The 24,975-nt window shown below is 43.1% G+C and carries 25 protein-coding genes; 24 read left to right on the plus strand and 1 reads right to left on the minus strand.

From position 1 onward, the window contains the following. The first annotated feature begins 89 nt into the window (after window positions 1-89). From hrcA to recO, 21 genes are all read left to right on the plus strand, one after another. Window positions 90-1,139, plus strand: a complete 1,050-nt coding sequence (gene hrcA, locus ACTHPA_RS16270; RefSeq protein ID WP_440501696.1) for a heat-inducible transcriptional repressor HrcA — start codon at window positions 90-92, stop codon at window positions 1,137-1,139. Beyond that, window positions 1,136-1,744: a nucleotide exchange factor GrpE gene (gene grpE / locus ACTHPA_RS16275; protein WP_440501698.1), complete on the plus strand. Its 609-nt coding sequence runs from the start codon at window positions 1,136-1,138 to the stop codon at window positions 1,742-1,744. The genes hrcA and grpE overlap by 4 nt, the downstream gene beginning before the upstream one ends. 44 nt (window positions 1,745-1,788) lie before the next feature. After that, entirely contained in the window at window positions 1,789-3,627 is a 1,839-nt protein-coding gene (dnaK, locus tag ACTHPA_RS16280) for a molecular chaperone DnaK (protein ID WP_440501700.1), read from the plus strand. Between the two features lie 207 nt (window positions 3,628-3,834). Beyond that, window positions 3,835-4,965: a molecular chaperone DnaJ gene (gene dnaJ, locus ACTHPA_RS16285; protein WP_440501701.1), complete on the plus strand. Its 1,131-nt coding sequence runs from the start codon at window positions 3,835-3,837 to the stop codon at window positions 4,963-4,965. Window positions 4,966-4,980: 15 nt separating this feature from the next. Next, window positions 4,981-5,925 carry a 50S ribosomal protein L11 methyltransferase gene (prmA, locus tag ACTHPA_RS16290; RefSeq protein ID WP_440501703.1) on the plus strand — a complete coding sequence of 315 codons (945 nt, stop codon included), beginning with the start codon at window positions 4,981-4,983 and terminating at the stop codon, window positions 5,923-5,925. Window positions 5,926-5,928: 3 nt separating this feature from the next. Beyond that, window positions 5,929-6,669 (plus strand): 16S rRNA (uracil(1498)-N(3))-methyltransferase, encoded by a 741-nt coding sequence (locus tag ACTHPA_RS16295; RefSeq protein WP_440501704.1) that lies wholly within the window; start codon window positions 5,929-5,931, stop codon window positions 6,667-6,669. A 16-nt stretch (window positions 6,670-6,685) separates the two neighbouring features. Further along, window positions 6,686-8,026 (plus strand): tRNA (N(6)-L-threonylcarbamoyladenosine(37)-C(2))-methylthiotransferase MtaB, encoded by a 1,341-nt coding sequence (gene mtaB / locus ACTHPA_RS16300; protein WP_440501706.1) that lies wholly within the window; start codon window positions 6,686-6,688, stop codon window positions 8,024-8,026. A 110-nt stretch (window positions 8,027-8,136) separates the two neighbouring features. Beyond that, on the plus strand, window positions 8,137-8,808 hold the full coding sequence (gene deoC / locus ACTHPA_RS16305) for a deoxyribose-phosphate aldolase (RefSeq protein ID WP_440501708.1): 672 nt from the start codon (window positions 8,137-8,139) through the stop codon (window positions 8,806-8,808). A gap of 152 nt (window positions 8,809-8,960) precedes the next feature. Then, window positions 8,961-9,134 (plus strand): 30S ribosomal protein S21, encoded by a 174-nt coding sequence (gene rpsU / locus ACTHPA_RS16310; RefSeq protein ID WP_009496905.1) that lies wholly within the window; start codon window positions 8,961-8,963, stop codon window positions 9,132-9,134. 158 nt (window positions 9,135-9,292) lie between these two features. Further along, window positions 9,293-10,627 (plus strand): NfeD family protein, encoded by a 1,335-nt coding sequence (locus tag ACTHPA_RS16315; protein ID WP_440501710.1) that lies wholly within the window; start codon window positions 9,293-9,295, stop codon window positions 10,625-10,627. Window positions 10,628-10,650: 23 nt separating this feature from the next. After that, window positions 10,651-11,637, plus strand: coding sequence for a flotillin-like protein FloA (gene floA, locus ACTHPA_RS16320; RefSeq protein ID WP_440501770.1), 987 nt, complete (start codon window positions 10,651-10,653; stop codon window positions 11,635-11,637). A gap of 37 nt (window positions 11,638-11,674) precedes the next feature. After that, on the plus strand, window positions 11,675-12,181 hold the full coding sequence (locus tag ACTHPA_RS16325) for a hypothetical protein (RefSeq protein WP_440501712.1): 507 nt from the start codon (window positions 11,675-11,677) through the stop codon (window positions 12,179-12,181). 47 nt (window positions 12,182-12,228) lie between these two features. Beyond that, the gene (locus ACTHPA_RS16330; protein ID WP_440501714.1) at window positions 12,229-12,486 is read left to right on the plus strand and encodes a hypothetical protein; all 258 of its coding nucleotides are present in this window, start codon (window positions 12,229-12,231) and stop codon (window positions 12,484-12,486) included. Further along, window positions 12,461-13,564 carry a sporulation protein YqfD gene (locus tag ACTHPA_RS16335; RefSeq protein WP_440501715.1) on the plus strand — a complete coding sequence of 368 codons (1,104 nt, stop codon included), beginning with the start codon at window positions 12,461-12,463 and terminating at the stop codon, window positions 13,562-13,564. The genes ACTHPA_RS16330 and ACTHPA_RS16335 overlap by 26 nt, the downstream gene beginning before the upstream one ends. A 5-nt stretch (window positions 13,565-13,569) precedes the next feature. After that, the gene (locus ACTHPA_RS16340; protein WP_440501716.1) at window positions 13,570-14,529 is read left to right on the plus strand and encodes a PhoH family protein; all 960 of its coding nucleotides are present in this window, start codon (window positions 13,570-13,572) and stop codon (window positions 14,527-14,529) included. A 119-nt stretch (window positions 14,530-14,648) separates the two neighbouring features. Next, complete coding sequence (locus ACTHPA_RS16345; protein ID WP_440501771.1) at window positions 14,649-16,721, plus strand: HD family phosphohydrolase; 2,073 nt, start codon at window positions 14,649-14,651, stop codon at window positions 16,719-16,721. 19 nt (window positions 16,722-16,740) lie between these two features. Then, on the plus strand, window positions 16,741-17,211 hold the full coding sequence (ybeY, locus tag ACTHPA_RS16350; protein WP_440501718.1) for an rRNA maturation RNase YbeY: 471 nt from the start codon (window positions 16,741-16,743) through the stop codon (window positions 17,209-17,211). Between the two features lie 7 nt (window positions 17,212-17,218). Next, window positions 17,219-17,566: a diacylglycerol kinase family protein gene (locus ACTHPA_RS16355; RefSeq protein ID WP_440501720.1), complete on the plus strand. Its 348-nt coding sequence runs from the start codon at window positions 17,219-17,221 to the stop codon at window positions 17,564-17,566. Window positions 17,567-17,590: 24 nt separating this feature from the next. Next, the gene (locus tag ACTHPA_RS16360; RefSeq protein WP_440501722.1) at window positions 17,591-18,004 is read left to right on the plus strand and encodes a cytidine deaminase; all 414 of its coding nucleotides are present in this window, start codon (window positions 17,591-17,593) and stop codon (window positions 18,002-18,004) included. Further along, a complete protein-coding gene (era, locus tag ACTHPA_RS16365; protein ID WP_440501723.1) occupies window positions 17,985-18,899 on the plus strand; it encodes a GTPase Era in 915 nt (304 codons plus the stop codon). The genes ACTHPA_RS16360 and era overlap by 20 nt, the downstream gene beginning before the upstream one ends. Window positions 18,900-18,923: 24 nt before the next feature. Continuing rightward, window positions 18,924-19,709 (plus strand): DNA repair protein RecO, encoded by a 786-nt coding sequence (gene recO / locus ACTHPA_RS16370; RefSeq protein WP_440501725.1) that lies wholly within the window; start codon window positions 18,924-18,926, stop codon window positions 19,707-19,709. Between the two features lie 24 nt (window positions 19,710-19,733). Here recO and ACTHPA_RS16375 read toward each other — a convergent pair whose 3' ends face one another. Continuing rightward, window positions 19,734-21,113 (minus strand): glycine--tRNA ligase, encoded by a 1,380-nt coding sequence (locus tag ACTHPA_RS16375; RefSeq protein ID WP_440501727.1) that lies wholly within the window; start codon window positions 21,111-21,113, stop codon window positions 19,734-19,736. 373 nt (window positions 21,114-21,486) lie between these two features. On the opposite strand from ACTHPA_RS16375, the gene ACTHPA_RS16380 reads away from it, so the two are divergent. From ACTHPA_RS16380 to dnaG, 3 genes are all read left to right on the plus strand, one after another. Next, window positions 21,487-22,116, plus strand: a complete 630-nt coding sequence (locus tag ACTHPA_RS16380; protein ID WP_440501728.1) for a helix-turn-helix transcriptional regulator — start codon at window positions 21,487-21,489, stop codon at window positions 22,114-22,116. Window positions 22,117-22,154: 38 nt separating this feature from the next. After that, window positions 22,155-22,970 carry a pyruvate, water dikinase regulatory protein gene (locus ACTHPA_RS16385; protein WP_440501730.1) on the plus strand — a complete coding sequence of 272 codons (816 nt, stop codon included), beginning with the start codon at window positions 22,155-22,157 and terminating at the stop codon, window positions 22,968-22,970. A gap of 190 nt (window positions 22,971-23,160) precedes the next feature. Further along, window positions 23,161-24,969, plus strand: coding sequence for a DNA primase (gene dnaG / locus ACTHPA_RS16390; protein WP_440501732.1), 1,809 nt, complete (start codon window positions 23,161-23,163; stop codon window positions 24,967-24,969). Window positions 24,970-24,975: the final 6 nt, after the last annotated feature.

Here is a 24,975-nt window from a genome sequence, read left to right on the forward strand (position 1 = left end):
CTTAATTCGTTGACACTGACAATACGATTTGTTAAATTATGAGTAGTATTAGCACTCGTCATTAAGGAGTGCTAACAGGAGTGATGATTATGTTGACAAACAGACAATTGCTTATTTTGCAACTGACGGTTAACGATTTCATCGAATCCGCCCAACCTGTCGGATCAAGGCAGTTATCTAAAAAACCGGAAGCTCCGTTTAGTCCTGCGACCATTCGGAATGATATGGCAGACTTAGAGGAATTGGGTTATTTAGAAAAGACCCATACTTCCTCAGGTAGAGTCCCATCCGAAAAAGGCTACCGTTTCTATGTCGATCATTTATTGACACCTGAAAAGCTGACATCGGAAGACAGTATGCAATTACGTTCCTTATTTCAAAATCGGGTTACGGAAACGGAAGAACTTATACGGAATTCCGCAAAGATCATATCCGAATTGACGAATTATACGTCAATATTGTTAGGACCCGATATGTCCATGCATTCAGTGAAGCGGTTTTCCATCGTTCCATTGGATGATACGAAAGCGGTCGCCATCATTGTGACCGACAACGGGCATGTGGAGAACAGGGTCTTCGATGTTCCACAAGGCATGCTCGCATCGGATATTGAAAAGATGGTCAATATTTTAAATGAAAGGCTTGTTGGGACGCCATTGAGCGCTCTGCAAAACAAGCTTGCCCTGGAGACAAGAACTGTTTTCGAACAGCATGTGCACCATGCCGGAGAATTGTTCACCTCCTTCCAAAGGGCGATGACAATTAAGCCGGAAGAACGCCTGTATTTCGGCGGTAAAATGAATATGATGAAGCAGCCGGAATTCAACGATCTCCAAAAAATGAAAATGTTCTTCGAGTTGATGGAAAATGGCGTGCCTGCGATGACATTTTTTCAAGATGATTCAAAAGGCATTCATGTCCGCATCGGTTCCGAAAACAAACATAATGCAATGGAGGATTGCAGTGTGATAACTGCCAATTACTCGGCAGGCGATACGATGGCTGGTTCAATTGCCATAATTGGACCGAAACGAATGGACTACGGCAGGGTCATTACGATGCTTGACATCCTAAGTGAAAACTTATCTCAAGCATTATTGAATATGACCATTGGATTGGATAGGAGGAAAGATCAGTGACGGATAAAAAGGAAGAAGTGGAAAAGGACGTACAACAGGAAACAACAGATAATGAGATGGAGACCGTAAATGCGGAGGACATTGCTACAGAGAAACAAGAAACGGTTGACGAAGTCAGCGATGTAGGAGAAGACGCTGAAGAAGTAGATGAAAAGGATCAGAAAATCAGCGAGTTGGAATCCCAATTACAGGATCAGGAAAACAAGCTGCTACGCGTCCTTGCAGACTTTGAAAATGTCAAAAGAAGGAATGCTTTGGATCAGGAAGCGCTTGTCAAATACAAAGCGCAAAGCTTGTTAACATCTATTCTTCCTGTCTTGGACAACTTCGAGCGTGCTCTTGCTGTTGAAGTAAAAGTAGAAGAGGCACAATCGATCATGACAGGAATGGAAATGATTTATCGCAATCTTCTTGATGCGCTTAAAGGGGAAGGCCTTGCCGAAATAGAGGCGTTAGACAAGGAATTCGATCCGAATTTCCACCAGGCTGTCATGACGGGCAGTGATGCCGATAAGTCATCAGGCATCGTGCTTGAAGAGCTCCAAAAAGGGTATATGTTGAAAGATCGTGTACTTCGTCCTACCATGGTCAAAGTGAACGAATGATGATTGTAGATTAGTTGAAGATGCATTATTTAGGAGGAATTTAAATGAGCAAAATTATTGGTATCGACTTGGGTACAACAAACTCAGTAGTAGCAGTATACGAAGGTGGAGAAGCGAAAGTTATTCCGAACCCGGAAGGTAACCGTACAACTCCATCCGTAGTTGCGTTCAAAAACGGAGAACGCCAAGTCGGTGAAGTGGCAAAACGCCAATCTATTACGAATCCAAATACGATCATGTCAGTGAAAAGACATATGGGATCAGACTATAAAGTAAAAGTTGAAGATAAGGAATATACCCCGCAAGAAGTATCTGCAATGATCCTTCAATACATGAAAGGTTATGCGGAAGAATACTTAGGTGAAAAAGTGACGAAAGCAGTCATCACCGTTCCGGCATATTTCAACGATGCACAGCGTCAAGCTACGAAGGATGCTGGTACTATCGCAGGACTTGAAGTCGAAAGGATCATCAACGAGCCGACAGCTGCCGCTTTAGCTTACGGTCTAGATAAGACCGATGAGGATGAAACGATCCTTGTTTATGACCTTGGGGGCGGTACATTCGACGTATCGATTCTTGAGCTTGGCGATGGTGTCTTCCAAGTCCGTGCGACAGCAGGGGACAACAAATTGGGCGGAGACGACTTCGACGATGTTATCATCGATTACTTAGTGCAAGAATTCCGCAAAGAAAATGCTATCGACCTTTCGAAAGACAAAATGGCGATGCAACGCTTGAAAGACGCTGCTGAAAAAGCGAAGAAAGATCTTTCAGGTGTAACGTCAACTCAAATTTCATTGCCGTTCATCACTGCAGGAGAAGCAGGACCGCTTCACCTTGAAATTTCATTGTCTCGCGCTAAATTCGACGAATTGACTGCACATCTTGTTGAGCGCTCCATGGTGCCGACGCGCCAAGCGATGAAAGATGCAGATCTCTCTCCTTCCGATATCGATCGCGTCATCCTAGTTGGAGGATCTACTCGTATTCCTGCCGTACAGGAAGCGATTAAGAAAGAAACTGGCAAAGAGCCTTTCAAAGGAGTAAACCCTGACGAAGTAGTTGCAATGGGTGCGGCTGTTCAAGGTTCAATCCTTCGCGGAGACGTGAAAGATGTTGTTTTGCTTGACGTAACTCCACTTTCTCTTGGTATTGAAACAATGGGAAGCGTATTTACGAAATTAATTGAGAGAAATACAACTATCCCTACTAGCAAGTCCCAAGTGTTCTCAACTGCTGCAGACAACCAGCCTGCTGTTGATATCCATGTGTTGCAAGGTGAGCGTCCAATGGCTGCGGACAATAAAACACTCGGCCGTTTCCAATTAACAGATATCCCACCGGCTCCACGAGGAATTCCACAAATCGAAGTGACATTTGATATCGATAAAAACGGTATTGTTACTGTTAAAGCGAAAGACCTTGGAACTCAAAAAGAACAAAACATTACGATTCAATCAAGCTCTGGCCTTTCTGACGAAGAAATTGATCGAATGGTAAAAGATGCTGAAGCGAATGCGGAAGAAGATAAACGCCGTAAAGAAGAAGCGGACTTGAAAAATGATGCAGATCAGCTCGTATTCATGGCTGAAAAGACATTGAAAGACCTTGAAGGCAAAGTTTCTGAGGACGAAGTGAAAAAAGTCGAAGAAGCTAAAGAGGAATTGAAAAAAGCAGTCGAAGCTGGAAACTTAGACGAAATGCGTACGAAAAAACAATCGTTGGAAGAACTTGTCCAACAATTGTCGGTTAAATTGTATGAGCAGGCAGCTGCGGAAGCCCAAGCACAAGGCGGCTCAGCTGAAGCTGGCGATCAACCGAAAGGTGATGGTGTTGTCGATGCTGACTTCGAAGAAGTGGACGATGACAAGAAAAACTAATTGAACGAACGATTGACGGAAAAGTCAAAGTCCGATATTCCGGCTTTGGCTTTTTCTTTTGTTGAGCAATTGTGTTCTTGCCAACAGTAGTTTTGTCTCTTTTTTCTGAGCGTGTTACAATGAGTCGTAACTTTTAACTAGAACGGTTATAAGCTTGAATATGGTTCGTGAACTGCGAATGTCAAAGATTCATGGGAGAGTGGAATAATGAGTAAGCGAGATTATTACGAAGTGCTTGGCGTATCGAAAACGGCGAGCAAAGAGGAAATTAGAAAAGCCTACCGGAAATTGTCAAAACAATATCATCCCGATTTGAATAAAGAAGCGGGAGCAGAAGAGAAATTCAAGGAAGTAACAGAAGCATTTGAAACATTAAGCGATGAAAATAAACGTGCGAATTATGACCAATTCGGCCATGCCGATCCAAACCAAGGCTTTGGTGGATTTGGCGGCTTTAGTGGCGGTTCTGCTGACGGATTCGGTTTCGAAGACATATTCAGCACATTCTTCGGAGGAGGGTCGAGAAGACGGGACCCAAATGCGCCGAGGAAAGGTGATGACCTCCAGTATTCCATGACAATCGATTTTATGGAAGCTGTATTCGGAAAAGAGACCGAAATCGAGTTGCCTAGGGAAGAAAAGTGCGATACATGTGACGGAACCGGAGCTAAAAAAGGAACACCGGTAAATACATGTTCTCACTGCGGCGGTTCTGGACAAATTTCAGTCACCCAAAACACTCCGCTTGGTCAAATGGTGAATCGCCGAACATGTCCGCATTGTCAAGGGACAGGGAAAATCATTCCTGAAAAATGTGAAACTTGCCATGGCTCAGGCCGTGTGACGAAACGTAAAAAGATCAAAGTGACAATTCCTGCAGGTGTCGACGATGGGCAACAATTACGCGTGTCAGGCCAAGGTGAAGCCGGCATCAACGGCGGCCCGGCTGGAGACTTGTATATCGTCTTTAGAGTGAAGGATCATGACCGCTTTGTTCGTGAAGGCGATGATATTTACTTGGAGTTGCCTCTTACATTCCCGCAATTGGCGCTAGGTGATGAAATCGAAGTACCGACCGTATCCGGGACCGTAAAACTGAAAATACCAGCAGGAACGCAAACGGGAACAAATTTCCGCCTTCGTGGAAAAGGTGTAAAAAATGTTCACGGTCATGGAGTTGGTGATCAACACGTCATCGTCAAAGCAATTACCCCTAAAAAAATGACGGAAAAACAGAAAGAGCTTCTCCGTGAATTCGCTTCAATTGAAGGCAACTCGCCGGATGAGTATTCGAGCTCACTTTTTGATAAAATCAAAAGAACAATAAAAGGCGATTGAAAGGGATGAACGTAGTTGAAATGGTCCGAAATCTCCATCCATACGTCACATGAGGCGACAGAAGCAGTTGCAAACATTTTACATGAAGCAGGTGCGAGCGGAGTTATCATCGAAGATTCCGAAGAGCCTGATCGAATTCATGAAGATCGTTTCGGTGAAATATATGAACTGAAAAAAGAAGATTTCCCTATGGAAGGGGTCATTGTAAAAGCTTATTTGCCAGTCAATAGTTTTTTAATTGAGACGGTAAAGGAAATTGGTGAATCCGTCAATGAACTGGCTGAGTACGGATTGGATGTCGGACTCAATCAAGTGCAGACGAACGAGGTCGATGAAGAGGATTGGGCAACGGCTTGGAAAAAATACTACCATCCTGTCAAGATTTCTGGCAGATTCACGATTGTTCCAACGTGGGAAACATACGAGCCGGTCGATTCTGATGAGTTAATCATTGAACTCGATCCTGGTATGGCCTTCGGCACAGGGACGCACCCAACGACAGTCATGTGTCTCCAAGCGTTGGAGAAATACGTCAAGCGAGGCGACTCTGTCATAGATGTCGGAACAGGCTCGGGCGTTTTGTCGATCGGAGCGGCACTTCTTGGCGCATCCAAAGTGCAAGCTTTAGATCTGGACGAAGTTGCTGTGCAAGCGGCGAAAGAAAATATCGCTTTAAACAAGGTGGAAAATGTCGTTGACGTAACTCATGGCAACTTACTGGATTCCATTAAAGAGCCGGCATCCATCATTGTTGCGAATATCTTGGCAGAAGTAATTATGACGTTTTCTGAAGATGCTTATTCAATTCTGCCTCAAGATGGGTTATTCATCGTTTCAGGAATCATCGCTCAAAAACGTGACCTAGTGAAGGAAGACCTCCAAAGCAAAGGATTTGAAATTATTGAATCCGTCTTAATGGAAGAGTGGGTGGCAATTGTCGCAGTCAAAAGGGGCGTGTGAGGTTTGCAACGTTATTTCTTAGAGACATCATTTGATAACGATGGAAATGCTCATATTTCAGGTGATGACGGGAAGCACATCGTCAAAGTGATGAGGATGGAAGTTGGTGATTGCATCATTGCAGTTGATGAAGGAGAGGCTTTCATTTCTGAAATTACCGATATCCTCAATGACGGTGTAGCCGTAAAGAAAAAGGATGGTCCATTGCCTTCAAATGAGATGCAAGTGAATGTAACAATTGCATGCGGCTTGCCTAAAGGTGATAAATTGGATTTTATCGTCCAAAAAGGAACCGAGCTTGGAATGAGGTCAATTATCCCTTTTGAAGCAGAGCGATCCATCGTCAAATGGGATACGAAAAAAGGGAGTAAAAAGGTGGAGAGGCTTCAAAAGATTGCAAAGGAAGCAGCGGAACAATGTCATCGGACGATTATGCCCGAAGTATTGTCTCCGATGTCCTTCAAGCAGTTGCTGAAGGAGTCCAAAAACTACGATATCCGATTTTTTGCAGATGAAGAAGATGCAAAAGGCACTGATCCGAACAAGATTGCAGATAGATTGAAAAACGTGTATCATAAACAAACGGTGCTCGTTGTTTTCGGTCCTGAAGGCGGATTGTCCAGAAAAGAAGCTGAGGAAATGAGCGCTGCGGACTTCCTATCGGTTTCGTTAGGACCGCGCATACTTAGGACAGAAACCGCTCCACTTTATTTTTTGTCCGCCATGTCATACGAATTTGAATGAAAGAGGTGAGCAGCTAGTGTCTTCTGTCGCATTTCATACATTAGGCTGCAAAGTGAACCATTATGAAACGGAAGCGATCTGGCAGCTTTTCAAGGATGCCGGTTATGAACGCTCCGATTTCGAAAAAAACGCAGACGTTTACGTAATTAATACATGTACGGTCACGAATACTGGCGATAAGAAAAGTCGTCAAGTCATTCGGAGAGCCATTCGGCAAAATCCGGATGCGGTTATTTGTGTTACTGGTTGCTATGCACAGACTTCCCCGGCTGAAATTATGGCTATTCCGGGAGTCGATATTGTCGTCGGTACACAGGACCGTACGAAATTGCTTGGTCTAATAGATGAATACAAAATAGAACGGCAACCGATCAATGCTGTCCGGAACATTATGAAGAATCGTGTATATGAAGAACTCGATGTACCTGCATTCACAGATCGTACAAGAGCTTCTTTAAAAATTCAGGAAGGCTGCAATAACTTCTGCACATTTTGTATCATTCCATGGGCTCGTGGACTTATGCGCTCTAGGGATCCCGAAGAAGTTATCCGTCAAGCTCAGCAGCTCGTCGATGCAGGTTATCTAGAAATCGTTCTTACGGGAATCCATACAGGCGGATATGGCGAGGATTTGAAGGATTATAATCTAGCACGTCTACTGCGAGACCTTGAAACCCGAGTAAAAGGGTTGAAACGACTTCGGATCAGTTCCATTGAAGCTAGCCAATTGACTGACGAAGTGATCGATGTGCTGCGTGAGTCAACTAAAATCGTAAGGCATTTGCATATTCCAATTCAATCTGGATCCAACACGGTTCTCAAACGGATGAGAAGGAAATATACAATGGAATTTTTTGCGGAACGTCTAGATCGTCTGCGCGAAGCATTGCCACATCTTGCAATCACATCTGATGTCATCGTAGGTTTCCCTGGTGAGACGGAAGAAGAATTCATGGAAACGTATAATTTCATTAGAGATCATCGTTTTTCTGAGTTGCATGTCTTCCCTTATTCAAAACGGACGGGAACTCCGGCTGCGCGGATGGATGATCAGATCGATGAAGAAGTTAAGAATGAACGTGTACATCGACTGCTTGAGTTGAATGACCAATTGGCAAAACAATACGCTGCTGAATTTGAAGACGAAGTGCTTGAAGTGATTCCGGAAGAGAAATATAAGTTGGACCCGGAAAGTGGTTTGTATGAAGGTTATACGGACAACTACTTGAAAATCGTATTCCAGGCAGATGAGTCAATGGTCGGCAAAATCGTTAAAGTAAAAATAACGAAGGCTGGATATCCATATAACGAGGGTCAATTCGTCCGTGTTATTGAAGAGGAAGAAGCTTTTGTGTGAACAAATTTAGAAAACGGTTCATCCATTGTTGGGTGAACTGTTTTTTAATGCGAAGAATGTCCTTCTTTGCTATGATGAAAGAGGTACGTACAACTGGAGGAGGAATTATTTTGAATCAACAATACGCAGCATATATCGACCATACATTACTGAAAGCGGATGCGACAAAAGAGGAGATCATTCAACTTTGCGAAGAAGCAAAAACATATTCGTTTGCATCTGTATGTGTGAACCCTGCATGGGTCAAAACGGCAGCAGAGGTACTAAAAGGGTCATCTGTGAAAGTGTGTACAGTGATCGGTTTTCCTTTAGGTGCTTCTACAAGTGAAGTAAAAGCATTTGAAACGAAAGATGCGATTGAAAACGGCGCTGGTGAAATCGATATGGTCATTAATATCGGAGCGCTTCGAAGCGGCGATGATGAACTCGTTAAAAATGATATTGCTGCAGTCGTCGAATCGGCAAAAGGCAAAGCGATTGTGAAAGTGATCATTGAAACTTCATTGCTCACTGAACAAGAGAAAAGAAAAGCTTGTGAACTTTCACGAGCTGTTGGTGCTGATTTTGTCAAAACTTCAACTGGTTTCTCCACTGGAGGAGCTACTGAAGAAGATGTAAAGCTAATGCGCGGAGTCGTCGGTCCCGAAATGGGTGTAAAAGCATCCGGAGGGGTTCGCAGCTTTGATGATATGAAAAAGATGATTGAAGCAGGCGCTACAAGAATCGGTGCAAGTTCAGGCGTGCAAATCATGCAAGGACTAGAGGGGAATTCTGCATATTGATAGGGCATCTACTGTGAAACAGAAAATTTTCCTATTTAGCAAAGATATTTTGAAAGTTTTTTATTGACCACTCACAGATAGTGCGTTATAATTTTTTAGTACAAGGAGTAAAACCTTGTTTCGAAGTGTGCTCGGAGGGAGGGACAAGAGATATGACGAAAACTGTCGTTCGCAAAAATGAATCGCTTGAAGATGCTCTTCGCCGCTTCAAACGTACTGTATCAAAAAGTGGTACAATACAAGAGGTAAGAAAGCGTGAGTTCTATGAGAAGCCAAGTGTCAAACGTAAAAAGAAGTCTGAGGCTGCTCGTAAGCGTAAATTCTAATATCTGTCCATATTAACTAACAAAAATAAGTATGTTATGAATGAAACCGGAAGATCCTATTGGATTTTCCGGTTTTTGTATTGTTTTGAATGAAACTTTTTAACAAGTCCATACGTAAAGAAGGTATAATGGACATAAAGAAAGAGGTGAATGAACGAATGCGTAAAATGATAGGGACGTTTCTCCTGTTCATTTTATTCTTATCCGCGATTTCAATACCTTTTGCGCAAACGGATGCAGCCACCGAAAAAGTATACCACGTGAAATTAAACAAGGAAGTGGAGAAAGGCCTTCATGCTTATTTGAAACGGTCCTTTAAGGAAGCAGAAGAAGCCGGGGCAAAGATGGTCATCCTTGAAATTAATACAAATGGGGGTTTTGTTGACGCAGCAGGTGAAATTGGAAAACTCATGGATGAGACTAAGCCTGAAATCATTGCCTATATCAACTACAAAGCACTTTCCGCAGGAGCATACATCGCACTCCATGCTGAAAAGATCTACATGTCTCCGAATGGAAAGATTGGTGCTGCTCAAGTAATTGAAGGGGCTAGTGGAAATGCCGCGGAAGATAAAGCCCATAGTTTTTGGGTGGCTGAAATGAAAAGCGCTGCAGAATCACATGGCCGAAATCCAGATTATGCAATCGCCATGGCGGAGCCTTCCATCGAAATGCCTCAATATCGAGCGCCTGTAGGCAAGTTGCTTACGCTCACTGCAAGCGAAGCGGAAGAAGTCGGTTATAGTAAAGGCACCGTTTCGTCGATCCAGGAAATTCTGCAATTGAATGGATTGGAAAAAGCCGAAATCGTAGAGACGAATGTGACCTTCACTGAAGGAATTGCACGTTTTATTACACATCCAATCGTCGTACCAATTCTTCTATCCATTGCAGGCTTGGGCCTCGTTGTGGAGCTTTATTCACCAGGCTTCGGTGTTCCGGGGACGATGGCGCTTTCAGCATTGCTGCTCTTCTTTTTCGGACATCTTATTGCGGGGCTTGCCGGATATGAAACGCTCATTCTGTTCATAATCGGCATTGTGCTCATTGTGCTTGAATTTTTCTTGGCAGGTGGGATAGCAGGCCTCCTTGGAGCGGTCGCTATCGTTGTTAGTATCATTTTGGCGGGTGCCAATCCAGTGTTCATGGCGTATTCTGTCCTGATTGCGATTGCAGTAGCCGTCAGCGGGATGGTGATTATTATGAAGTTTTTTGGTAGGAAACTGCACTTGCTGAATAAAGTCATCTTGATGGATTCGACAGATACAGAAAGCGGTTATGTATCGAATGTAAATCGGGTCGAGCTTCTCGGCAAAAAAGCGATGACAATTACGCCTCTTCGTCCATCGGGAACGATTGATATGGAAGGCGAACGAATTGATGTCGTTTCACAAGGAAGCTATATCGATAGAGGAAAACATGTTATCATTGTGAAGGTTGAAGGATCCCGGATCGTTGTTCGGGAATTCGAAGAAAAGGGGGAAAATGAATAATGGGTATAGCAGTTGGAGGAAGTATGATTGTTACTATTGCAGTCATTATCGGAGCAATCATTATTTTGTCGGTATTTTTTACACTAGTTCCTGTAACACTATGGATTTCCGCGCTAGCGGCGGGTGTACGAGTAAGCATTTTCACATTGATCGGTATGCGTCTTCGCCGGGTTATCCCGAGCAGGGTTGTCAATCCGCTCATCAAAGCGCATAAAGCAGGTTTGAATGTTGCTATTAATCAGCTTGAGAGCCACTACTTGGCTGGGGGTAACGTAGACCGGGTCGTAAATGCATTAATTGCCGCGCATCGTGCGAATATCGAATTATCATTTGAACGTGCCGCAGCGATTGACTTGGCAGGTCGTGATGTTCTTGAAGCGGTTCAAATGTCCGTAAACCCTAAAGTTATCGAAACACCATTTATTGCTGGTGTGGCTATGAATGGTATCGAAGTTAAGGCGAAGGCACGAATTACTGTTCGTGCAAACATCGACCGACTAGTCGGTGGTGCAGGTGAAGAAACCGTAGTTGCACGTGTCGGGGAAGGTATCGTTTCGACAATCGGTTCTTCTGTTGACCATGCTAAAGTTTTGGAAAATCCGGATTTGATCTCCCAGACAGTTTTAGCTAAAGGTCTTGACTCTGGAACGGCCTTCGAAATCTTATCCATCGATATTGCAGACGTTGATATCGGTAAAAACATTGGAGCTGAACTTCAAACTGAACAGGCAATGGCTGATAAGAACATTGCGCAGGCGAAAGCGGAAGAGCGTCGTGCAATGGCTGTCGCGAATGAGCAGGAAATGAAAGCGAAAGTCCAAGAGATGCGTGCAAAAGTGGTCGGTGCTGAGGCGGAAGTTCCTTTAGCGATGGCTGAAGCTCTCCGGACAGGCAATATCGGCATTATGGATTATATGAACTATAAAAATATCCAAGCGGATACAGGTATGCGTGATTCCATTAGTAAAATTGGTGGGGAACAGCAAAAACCTGACACAACTAAAGAGTGACATTTGAGCTGAAAATTCCCGGAAAGGGGATGCACAGATGGAAACGTTAATTATAGCAATCGCCATGGGACTTATCAGCATGTTTTTTAAAGGGAAGAAGTCTGATGAGCCCGAGAAGAAGTCACAACCTAAACGACCACCTGCATCACAAGGCCCTTCTGAACAACCGGATCCAATACGGAAGTTGAAGGAAATGTCCCGAGAGATGTACAAGGAAATCCAGCGTGAATTTCAAACGGAAATCGATGAACCTCCAAGCAGGCAGCCATCTGAACGCCAACCCGCTCCGGCTGTTACAACGCCATTTAAAGCGAAAGTAGCTGAAAGCAGGGGACGCCTCATAGAAGCTCCGGTTCACGTGGATATGATACACGACAGGACATCGAAACGGGAACCGCATCGTGGTCGTTTATCGGCTCATCAGGGCACTCTCATCACAAAAGAGCCGGTCAAACATAATGAGATGATACCGAAAAATGAAAATGACTTGATCAAAGGCATAATATTCTCTGAAATTTTAGGGCCTCCTAAGTCAAAACAATAATCATTGACCCCCTATCCAAATCATAGGCTTGGATAGGGGGTTTTATCTTGAAAAAATTATTTAAAATGAACTCAACTGTAACGATTGAAGAATTTGTTTCGGTCAAAATTACAGGTCCTTATTCTTTAATGAAGCTTGGACCGGATTATGCAACGATTCGTTGCGGTGATCATGTTATCGAAGCTGCGGGGGAGGAGCTAATCGTCGAAACGCTGTCGGAAGAAATGGCTGTATTCTCATTTGAAGTATTAACATCCGTGATAGTTAAAGAGATGAAAGATGGACAGGGCGCATATGATTCATAAGCGATTTAACGTCATTCTTATTGGCAAAACTGACCCTTCTAGATTTTTGACATTTCTTGCAACATCTGGTGTGAAGGTTTCTGGAATTATGGAGTCCGGAAAAGGGATACGTTTCCGCACCGATAAAAAAGGTATTCAATTCATAAGGAAACATAGACGACGATATAAAATGAAAGTTTCAATCAAACCTGCAGATGATGGGGCGGTTGAAAAAAGGCTTTTCACATCCTTCCGATTTCTCATTGCTTGTCTTATCCCGCTCGTTGCATCGTTATTCCTTTGGAAAATCGAAATAGAAACGGATGTGCCAGAAGTATCGGAGAGGATCAGCAACAAGCTAGAGGACATTTCGATATCGATGTATCGCCCGCTATCGTTGATTCCCGATGAAGGGGAAATCCGCAGAGCGCTCATGTTGGAGGATCCATCGCTCTCTTGGGTACGTTTTAAGCGGTCAGGAAGTACATTGACCGTCATACCGATGCTCTCCCCGAAATTGAATGACAAAGTCGAAAAGGTGGGACCGCCTTCAGATCTCGTTGCACGAACAGGTGGCGTCATAACAAGTTTTCAGTTGAGCAGAGGCGAAAGGGTTGCTCGATTGCATCAAACGGTTAAAAAAGGTGATTTACTTGCTACCGGAATTTTGGAGCAAGGGAATAAGCGTGCAGTTGTCGGTGCTGAAGGATCTGTATATGCAGATTTTTGGATGGAGTATTCTTTTAAAATTCCGAAAACAGTTGATTATCATCTGCTTGGAGAAGAAAATGTCATTATCCATTGGCAATCTCCTGTTGTCTGGAAAAAGGGTGAAATGCCCGATTTTCGATCTTTTATTAGAACAGAAAGATACCGTGAAGACAGGCTTGATCAATTTGAGCTGACGGAAGGCATGGAGGAAGATGTAATCATTCCGTTACTAAAATATAAAATCATGACAGAAACACAAACCGATCTCATCATAAAAGATGAAAACATTTTACACTTGACGTTCGGAAATGATACAGTTGAGGGGACTATATTGTTTTTAATGAATGAGAATATAGCGATAAAAAGACCGTTATCCCAAGGAGACTGAAACTATTGAGCGAACAACTGATACAACTTCATATCGAGGAACCGAATGAGGCCGTCATGCTTCTCGGCATTTCCGATCAAAATATGAAATTGATTGAAGAATCCATGAATATTTCCATCCTTACCCGCGGAGATACGATTTCACTTGCCGGGGAAGAACAAGATATCATTGCCGGGAAGTATCTACTAGAGCAATTGTTAAAAGTGATCCGTAAAGGGATCAACATCAATTTACGCGATATTTCCACAGCGATAGAAATGGTGAAAAATGGCACGATTGAATATTTTGCCGAGTTATATGATGAAGAAATTGCTCGGACGGCAAAAGGGAAGGCAATCCGTGCGAAGACGATCGGCCAACGGGAGTACATTCATGCAATCCGGAAAAATGACTTAGTATTCTGTATCGGCCCAGCAGGTACCGGTAAGACGTACCTCGCAGTCGTTCTTGCTGTGCAGGCAATGAAGACAGGATCTGTAAAGCGAATTATATTGACAAGGCCGGCAGTAGAAGCCGGTGAAAGCCTAGGATTTCTTCCTGGAGATTTGAAAGAGAAGGTCGATCCTTATTTACGTCCTCTTTACGATGCTCTGCATGACGTTCTAGGGGCTGAACATACGGAAAGGCTCATAGAGCGGGGAGCGATCGAAATCGCGCCCTTGGCGTATATGAGGGGCCGTACGCTAGACGATGCTTTCGTCATTCTCGATGAGGCGCAGAACACGACAAAAGCGCAAATGAAAATGTTTTTGACTCGACTTGGATTTGGCTCCAAAATGGTCATAACAGGCGACAAGACACAAATCGATTTACCTCGAGGCGTTGACTCGGGACTGAATGCTTCTGAATCGATCTTGAAGAAAGTACCTGAAATTCATTTTCAATATCTGGAGCAAGGTGACGTCGTACGACATCCGATCGTCGCAAAAATCATCGAGGCGTATGAAAGTGAGCAGTCATCTTAACATGACTGCTCTTTCATCATTTCAACAACGAACGAAAAGATAAAGAGAGATAGGGGGAATTGTTTGTGTTCACACCCATCATTAAACTTTTCAAGTCCTTGAAATTTAAATATTTATCAATGTTCGTCATAGGATTAGCAGCTATCGCATTATTTTCCCTCATGTATGGAAATGTTAAGCAGGAAACGTATGAGCTTCATGAATTCAAAATCTCTCCAAAGACGATCCGTTCTTTGAAAACGGTTGAAGATACTGTCAAAACGGAGCAGGAAAAGAAAAGAATTGAATCGGAAGTAACACCGTTTTATCAGTTTTCGGAAGATATTGCGAAGAACAGGGCTGCCATCGCCATAAACTTATTCGATTTCATCATAGATGAAAAACAACAGAATGTCCCGGATACCGGAAATCCAGATAAAAAAGTGAAAACACGTTCCGAACAAATTAAAGATATTAGGGATAAATTTTTGAAGCTGGAAGAAGAGGAGCCGGGCCTTCGTTTGACCGATGATGCGATTTCAAGCTTGTTAACAAGAGATGTATCCGTTTTGCGCAAAATGCAAAATGAAATTTCAAGCATTATTACGGAAGAATTGTCCAAGCCTATCCGGAGCGGTGATTTGTCTACGGTCCGCTACGAAGTGGAAAGGAAATTACGATTATCAGAAGCAATTCCTCCTGCGGAATTACAAACGCTTATAACATTAGGGAGATCGCTCGTTGTAGAAACGGAAACAATAAACAAAGAATTGACAGACAAACGAATCGAAGAGGAAAAAAATGCAGTTGAGCCTACTAGGATTTTGCAAGGTCAAGTCATCGTTCGTGAAGGCCAATTCATAGATTCGGAAATTTACAGACAGTTGGAATTGACAGGCCTATTAACAAACCGGTCCTCTACGAAGCCGATGGCTGGACTCATACTGTATGTTGTTTTTGTCTCCTCTATTGTTGCGATGCATTTCACAACATGGCGGGAAGACAATAATAAGAAAAAGAAATCATTGCTGATCGTCTATTCCGTCTTCTTCATTCTAGTAATTATGATGAAGCTTATCAGTTTGATTGATAAAGAGTTTGATGTGCAGATTGCATTCCTGTTTCCGACGGCACTGGCACCTCTTCTTGTAAAGCTGCTAACGAATGAACGGTTAGCTTTCATGTTGACGATTATTACTGCCTCTACCGCTGGCATTATGCTTCAGGAAGGGTTCGCCGCAATCATGCAAATGGAAATTGCACTCTATATTTTGTTCAGTGGACTCATAAGCATCTATGTTTTAGGGAACAACGGACGAAGATCGAATATTTTACGGACGAGCCTCGTCGTGGCTGCGTCTAATATCCTATTTATAGGTTTCTATTTATTGATGACCCAGTCAACGTATGAGTTATCCGAGTTGGTATTTTACTTGATAGCCGCATTAGCTTCAGGAATATTGTCTGGAGCTTTGACGATTGGTCTAATGCCTTTTTTCGAGTCTGCTTTCGGGTTGCTTTCGGATATGAGGCTGATCGAATTATCAAACCCGAATCACCCTCTTTTGAAAAAAGTACTTACCGAAACACCAGGTACATATCATCATAGTGTAATGGTCGCCAACTTGGCAGACGCTGCATGTGAATCGGTCGGGGCGGATGGACTGCTGGCAAGAGTAGGTAGTTATTATCATGATATCGGGAAGACGATACGACCAGGTTTTTTTATCGAGAATCAGCATGGCACCGTCAATCCACATGATGAATTGCCACCAGAAAAAAGCCGTGATATTATTATTGCCCATGCAAATGACGGTGCAGACCTGCTTGCTAAGCATAAAATGCCGATAGAAATCATTAATATCGCAAGGCAGCACCATGGAACAAGCTTTTTGAAGTTTTTCTTTGTAAAGGCGAAGGAATTGGGACAGGATGTAGTAGAGGATGATTTTCGCTATCCAGGACCGAAGCCGCAGACGAAGGAAATCGCCATCATTTCAATTGCGGATAGTGTCGAAGCGGCAGTGCGTTCTTTAAAGGAGCCGACACCGGAAAAAATAGCGAAATTAGTCAAATCGATTATCGCCTCGAAATTGAATGACGGGCAATTCGATGAATGTGATTTATCGATGAAGGAACTAAAAACGATTGAAAATGTTATTTGTGAAACGTTAAACGGCATTTTCCATAGCCGGATTGAATATCCGGACTGATCAGAAGGAAGGCGAAACAATGCTGGATATTTATTTTAATGATGAAACGGAAAAAGTGTCCGAAGACATTACACAACTCGTGGCGGAAGTTTTGAATCATGCAGCAGGAATGGAAGGGCTATCCGGCCAGCCTGAAGTGTCGGTGACTTTCATGACGGATGAAGAAATTCGGAAAATAAATGCTCAATACAGAGGAAAAGATAAGGCGACCGATGTCATTTCATTTGCGCTTGAGGAAATGACAGAAGGAGAAATCGCTGTCATCCAGGAAGAGGACATGCCGATTGTCCTAGGTGACATTCTTATATCAGTTGAGACAGCGTCCAGACAAGCTGCCGAATACGGCCACGATGAGAGGCGCGAAATCGGCTTCCTTGCCTTGCATGGTTTCCTGCATCTTCTTGGATATGACCATATGACGGAAGAAGATGAAAAGAAGATGTTTGGAAGGCAGAAGGAAATTCTTACATCATTCGGCTTAGAAAGGTAGGAAGGAGATGCATCCTTTCTTCAAGTCTTTCCATTATGCTCTAAAAGGAATACGGCATGGCATTTTGAATGAACGTAATTTAAGGTTTCATGCATTTGCTATAGTTGTCGTATCGATTGCAGGTGTATTCACTGGCCTCACTGCAACAGAATGGTGCATCATCTTTATTCTGTTTGGTGGCATGACTGCTTTAGAGTTGATAAATACTGCCATTGAACGAACTGTAGATCTTATTACAAATGAGATTCATCCCCTAGCGGAACAGGCGAAGGACGTAGCAGCTGGAGCTGTTTTGATTTTCGCATTTTTCTCTGCAATTATTGCAATGATCATATTTATTCCGAAATGGTTGTAAATAAAATTACGTAGAGGTGTACTGATGGATAAAATGATATTGATAGAAGAAGCAAAAAAGGCACGTGAAAAAGCATATGTACCTTATTCGAATTTTCAAGTAGGGGCGGCTTTGTTGACAGCTGACGGTCAAGTAATACATGGCTGTAATATTGAGAATTCAGGTTACAGCATGACAAATTGCGCAGAAAGGACAGCTTTTTTCAAAGCTATTTCAGAAGGGATCATGGACTTCAAAGCCTTGGCGGTAACTGGTGATACAGAAGGCCCGATTTCACCATGCGGCGCATGCAGACAAGTAATTGCTGAATTCTGCGATTCCAACATGCCTGTCTATTTAACGAATTTGAACGGAGTCTTAAAAGAGACGACCGTAGGGGAATTGCTGCCAGGTGCTTTCTCCAAGGAGGATCTGGATTATGCAGAAGGAAAACAATAAATTCAAGTCAGGTTTCATATCGATCATTGGCAGGCCAAATGTAGGGAAATCCACATTTTTGAATCGAGTCGTTGGCCAAAAGATTGCTATCATGAGCGATAAGCCACAAACGACGAGAAACAAAGTGCAAGGAGTTGTTACGACGGACAGTTCTCAATTAATTTTTATCGATACTCCAGGAATCCATAAGCCGAAGCATAAGCTTGGGGATTTCATGGTGAAGTCGGCGCGCAATACGTTAAAAGAAGTCGATGTCATCATGTTCATGGTGAATGCCAATGAGCCGATTGGTGGAGGAGATAGGTTCATCATCGATTTGTTGCAAAACACGGAAACGCCTGTATTCCTAGTAATCAACAAAATCGATCTCGTACACCCTGATGATCTTTTGACGACGATCACGAAGTATACAGAGGAATATGATTTTGCGGAAATCGTACCTCTATCTGCACTGAACGGCAATAATGTCGAAAGGTTAATGGAAACGTTGACGAACTATTTGCCGGAAGGTCCGAAGTATTACCCCGACGACCAAGTGACCGATCATCCTGAGCGTTTCATCATTTCCGAATTTATCCGCGAAAAGGTTTTACATTTAACACGCGAGGAAATTCCTCATTCAGTCGCAGTTGTCATTGAAAAGATAGATAGGGATGAAAGCCGCGGACTTATCGATGTAGCTGCCACAATTATCGTTGACCGAGATTCCCAAAAAGGAATCGTCATCGGTAAAAAAGGTGCCCTTTTGAAAGAAATCGGAACGAAAGCAAGACATGATATCGAAATGCTGTTAGGTTCGAAAGTATATCTAGAGCTTTGGGTAAAAGTGCAAAAGGATTGGCGCAATAAACCCGGTCAATTACGAGAATTTGGATTCCGCGAAGACGAGTATTGATTTTTCATTTGAGGAGGGGTGTCCTTGCTGAATAAATGGGAAGGGATCATCCTGAAAAGCATTCCATACGGCGAATCGAACAAAATCGTTACTCTCTATACACGTGAGGCGGGCAAAATGACCGCGATGGCGAGAGGAGCGAAAAAACCGGCTAGCCGTTTAGCTGCTGTGACGCAAACGTTCACGTACGGTTATTATCTTCTAAGGTCCGGGCGAGGAATGGGGACGCTTGAACAGGGCGAGCCGATCGATTCAATGCGACATATCAGAGAGGACCTTGAAGCGACCGCTTATGCTAGCTACATAGTCGAGCTAATCGACCGATTGACAGAGGATCATGGAAATGGACCGAATGTGTTCGGGTTGCTATACGAAGCATTGCATGCGATCAATGAGCAATACGATCCCGAAGCGATTGCTTTGTTCGTCGAATGGAAGATGCTGCCTGTCGCTGGCGTCCATCCTATCCTTCATAAATGCGCGAATTGCGGAGCGACTGAAGGGGAGTTCGCATTCTCATTTCAGGAGATCGGATTCCTTTGTCATCGCTGCTTCCAGATTGATCCTTATTTAGTCAGAATCACCCCGACGCAACTCAGGTTGATCCGCACTTTTTATACTGTGCCCATTGAGCAGGTCGGATCATTGAATTTGAAAAAACCGACCAAACAATTCATGAAAAAAATTGTACGGACAATTTATGACGAACAAGTGGGAGTTCGATTGAAGTCACGCACTTTCTTAGATCAATTGGAACGTACACCTGAGCTGTTGCCACAAAAAGAAAAACCGGAGGAAAAAGGTGAATGACCTTTTCCTCCGGTTTTTTTACACTTAAAATACGAGGTGCTTCGCAATATAATCTACAACATCCGATATCGGCATACGCACTTGTTCCATGGAGTCGCGGTGTCTTACTGTAACTTGGCGATCTTCCTCGGAATCAAAATCGTATGTGATGCAGAATGGAGTTCCAATTTCATCTTGTCTGCGGTAACGTCTTCCGATGGACTGAGAGTCGTCATACTGTGTAGCGAAATGCTTACGAAGCTCAGCAAATACTTCGTCCGCACCTTCAGAAAGCTTTTTAGATAATGGAAGGACAGCAGCTTTAATAGGAGCTAGGGCAGGGTGAAAACGCATCACTGTACGTTTGTCGTCTCCTTCAAGCTCTTCTTCGTCGAATGCATCGCAAAGGAATGCAAGTGTCACACGATCGGCGCCGACTGAAGGTTCGATGCAATACGGGATGTATTTCTCATTCGTTACAGGATCTTGATAATGGAAATCCTCACCCGAATGCTCCATATGGCGGGATAAGTCGAAATCAGTTCGGTTCGCAATTCCCCACAACTCTCCCCAACCAAATGGGAATTTATATTCAATATCCACTGTTCCTTTTGAGTAATGTGAAAGTTCTTCGGCATTATGCTCGCGTAAACGAATATTTTCGACAGTCAAACCGAGGTCTAATAGCCATTTTTCGGAGAAGTCTCTCCAATACTCATACCACTTCATATCTTCGCCAGGCTTGCAGAAGAATTCTAATTCCATTTGTTCGAATTCGCGGGTACGGAACGTGAAGTTTCCAGGTGTAATTTCATTCCGGAAGCTCTTCCCGATTTGCGCAATACCGAATGGCATCTTTTTACGCATAGACCGTTGGACATTTTTAAAGTTTACAAAAATCCCTTGAGCTGTTTCTGGACGTAAAAAGATTTCATTTGCAGAAGAATCAGTGACGCCTTGTGTAGTTTTGAACATTAAATTGAATTGGCGGATACCAGTGTAGTCCATAGCACCACAATCCGGACAAACAATATTATGTTCTCTAATCAGTTCTTCCATCTTTTCAAACGGCATACCATCTACGACAAGCTCAATGCCTTTCTCGTCTAATGCATCTTCAATGAGCTTATCTGCACGATGGCGCGTTTTACATTTCTTGCAGTCAATCATCGGATCATTGAAGTTTCCGATGTGGCCGGAAGCTTCCCATACTTTCGGATTCATAAGGATGGCAGCGTCAAGTCCTTCGTTATAAGGTGACTCTTGTACAAATTTCTGCCACCAAGCTTTTTTTATGTTGTTTTTCAGCGCAATGCCGAGGGGACCGTAATCCCAAGTGTTTGCCAAGCCGCCGTAAATTTCCGATCCAGGAAATACAAAGCCTCTTTGCTTCGATAAATTGACAATTTGATCCATTGAATACATTTGAATATCCCTCCAATTAAAATAAGCACCCATCCAGGGACTAAAAAGTCCGAGGACGAGTGCATGATGACCCGCGGTTCCACCTCGATTGGCTGCGAATGCAACCCTCTTTACGAAATGCTGGCTCCAGGCTGCCGTTTCATGCCAGTACGGGCTTTCACTGTCCCCGTTCGCTCAAGGTGGCATTACTTATAAACCTTTCTCCGCCTATTGAATTCTGTATTAGTGTAGCACGCTTCCACATTCTCTGCAATCCATAATACTGCTTCTAAACTACTTAAGACGGAAATAAAGCCATCGGGTTAGGAATTATGGATGTAAAATGCTATACTAAGCAAGGATATATTATCGAACGATTAGGGCGGTGATTCATATGGAATTGAATAAGCGCCAGACTGAAATCCTTGAAATTGTTAAAATGGATGGTCCTATCACTGGTGAACAGATTGCAGAAAGGTTAAGTCTCGCGAGAGCGACGATAAGACCTGACTTGGCAATTCTGACAATGGCAGGCTATTTGGATGCAAGACCGCGCGTCGGCTATTTTTATTCAGGGAAAAAACCTGTTCAATCGGTTGCTGACGGAATGATTGGAATGAAGGTCGGTGATTTCCAATCTATTCCTGTTGTTGTCAATGAGAATGTAACAGTCTATGATGCTATTTGCCAAATGTTCCTAGATGATGTTGGAACACTGTTTGTCGTAGATAAATCATCCTGTCTGACTGGAGTTCTATCTCGCAAGGATCTGTTGCGAACAAGTCTAGGCAACAGCGAGTTGGATAAAATACCGGTGCACGTCATAATGACTAGAATGCCGAATATTACATATTGCAAAAAACAGGATTCACTCATACAAGCGGCAAAGAAAATGATCGACCAACAAATAGACTCACTCCCTGTCGTTGCAATTAAAGAGGAAGGTTTGGACGTGGTTGGTAGAATTACAAAGACGAATATTACCCGAGCATTTCTTTCGCTAGCTGAAGATCATGAATTATAAGCGTTGCCTTCTGAGCAAAATGAAAGAGGAGTGATACAATGACAAAGTTGACATTGTTCATCGTTTCCGATTCTGTCGGCGAGACAGCGGATTTAGTTGCCAAGGCAGCAGCGAGCCAATTCAGACAGGATCTCGAAACAGTTTCAACAAAACGTTTTTCCCATGTCGAGGATGAATCACAACTGCGTGAAATCGCATACTTGGCAAAGCAGCAAAAAGCAATAATTATATATACGCTCGTAAAGAGCAGTATGCGAAGCAAATTAAAAGAGGAATGCCAGTACAATGGCTTGCAGTGCATTGACCTGCTTGGTCCCATTGTCAAGGAGATTGGCACATCCTTAGATGAAAAGCCATTTGAGGAGCCGGGGCTTGTTCGGCAGCTGGATGATGATTACTTCAAAAAAATCGAAGCAATTGAATTTGCGGTGAAATATGATGACGGTCGTGACCCAAGAGGCGTACTAAAAGCAGACATTGTATTAGTAGGAGTCTCACGTACTTCAAAGACGCCATTGTCCCAGTATCTTGCTCATCGCCGTTATAAAGTGGCAAATGTTCCGCTCGTTCCGGAAGTCGATCCACCTGAAGAGTTATATCAAATTGACCCTAAGAAATGCTTCGGCTTAGTCATTTCTCCAAGCGTCCTAAATTCTATTAGGAAAGAAAGATTAATAGCGCTTGGCTTGAAGGATGATGCAAATTATGCGAGAATCGAACGTATCCAACAGGAATTACAGCATTTTGAGAAGGTTGTTTCGAAAATCGGTTGTACGGTGATTGATGTATCGAATAGAGCGGTAGAAGAAACTGCCAACCTAATTTTAAGCGAAGTAGCCAATCGGAATTCATAAAATACAAAAAGAAGGACCGCCAAGTAAAAATGGTTGGTTCTTCTTTTGCGGATTGTGTACAATAGTATATTGTCGCAATACTATTATCATATTATAAGAAAAGTGAAGGATTATCATTTTATTTTGTCGAATAAGCAGGATTTATGAAAACAGTCTCGAATTCAATACGTGAGAAGAGAATGGTGATAGGATGACTAAAATTCCAGAAGAGACAATCGAAGAGATTCGTTCCAAAACGGATATCGTCGATCTTGTCGGTGAATATGTCCAATTGACGAAGCGAGGCAGGAACTGGTTTGGACTTTGTCCTTTCCATGGTGAAAGCACACCTTCTTTTTCCGTTTCAGAGGAAAAGCAAATATTTCACTGCTTCGGTTGCGGCGCAGGCGGAAACGCCATCACTTTTGTCATGGATATTGAAAATAGTCCTTTTACAGAAGCTATCTCCAAGCTAGCCGAACGAGCGGACATCGAATTGGACATCTCTTATAGCGAATCTTCCAAAGGCGGAAGATCGAATGAATTCCAACATATGATAGATGCCCACACGCTTGCGGCCAACTTTTATAGTCATTTATTACTGAATACGGTGGAGGGTGAAAAAGCATTACAATACTTGGAGCAAAGAGGATTTTCCCGTGAACATATCGAAAAGTATGGTATAGGTTGGTCGCTTGATGATCGGGAAGTACTTACCCAATTGTTAATTCGTAAGAAGTTTGATATGAAGGAGATGGAGCTTGCGGGACTTTGTATTATGAAGAATGATGGAACTGGGTATTTCGATAGGTTCCGTGGACGTATTATGTTTCCGTTACATGACGATAATGGAAACGTAGTCGCTTTCTCAGGAAGGACAATTTCCGATTCAAAAGAGGAAGCAAAATACTTAAACAGCCCTGAAACGCCAATTTTTGAGAAGAGCCGATTGCTCTATAATTTTCACAACGCACGTCTTAATGTTCGTAAAACGGGTAAAGTAATACTGTTCGAAGGTTTTATGGACACAATTGCAGCCGAAAGAGCGGGTATTATGAATAGTGTAGCTGTAATGGGTACATCCTTGTCTGACACCCATCTGACCAAAATGAAACGAATTGCCAATCAGTTGATTATTTGCTGTGACGGCGATAATGCAGGATGGGATGCAGCGAAACGATTTGCTGTCCTTTCCAATCAAAAAGGAATGGATTCAAAAATCGCCTTATTGCCGGGAAAACTGGACCCCGATGAATATATTTCTAAATTCGGTGCCGAATCGTTCGTTGAAAAAGTAATTGGCAATCCACACTCGTATATGTCATTTATTATGGCTTATTATAAAAGGTCTAAAAATTTATCGCATGAAAACGATGTGTTGCAATATATACACGAAGTGCTTGAAGAACTAGCCCCGAGAGTATCACCGGTTGAACGAGATTTGATGATTAGGCAATTGTCAGCTGAAACGGGAGTTTCCCCAAACGCCCTTAATGAGCAATTGCTGAAAAAGGTCGGTAAGTTGGCTAGTCAGGAGAAGGCTGCGCAACCGGAAGGACAAGCAATAACGATAACAGTGTCCAACCGGAGGATGACAAGCATCGAACGAGCTGAAAGGCTTTTGTTATGCCATTTGCTTAACGATGGAAATTTATTCGACAGAATTCGGGACGACAATCCGGAACTATTCTTTCGAGAAGAATATGCTGCGATTTTCATAAAGCTAGCCGGATTTTATGAAAAGCACGGCATGCCCGATTTCCATAGATTCGCGGAGTCTTTGGATGACCGTGAGCTTCGCAAAGTCGTCATGGAAGCCGCAATGCTTGAAAGAGACCCCGAATTTGCTGAACAGGAAATAAAGGATTGCATTCATCATCTTAATAAGCATCGAATTATTCGACGCATTGATGAGATGATACATGAATCGAAAGAAGCAGAAAAGATGAACAATCATACCCGGGCACTGGAGCTGGCCAGGGAAATTATACAGCTCCGGAAATCATTATCGGCAATGTAGGCCGTA

Origin of the sequence: Sporosarcina sp. SAFN-015 (assembly GCF_051966875.1) — a bacterium.
Taxonomy (GTDB): Bacteria; Bacillota; Bacilli; order Bacillales_A; family Planococcaceae; genus Sporosarcina.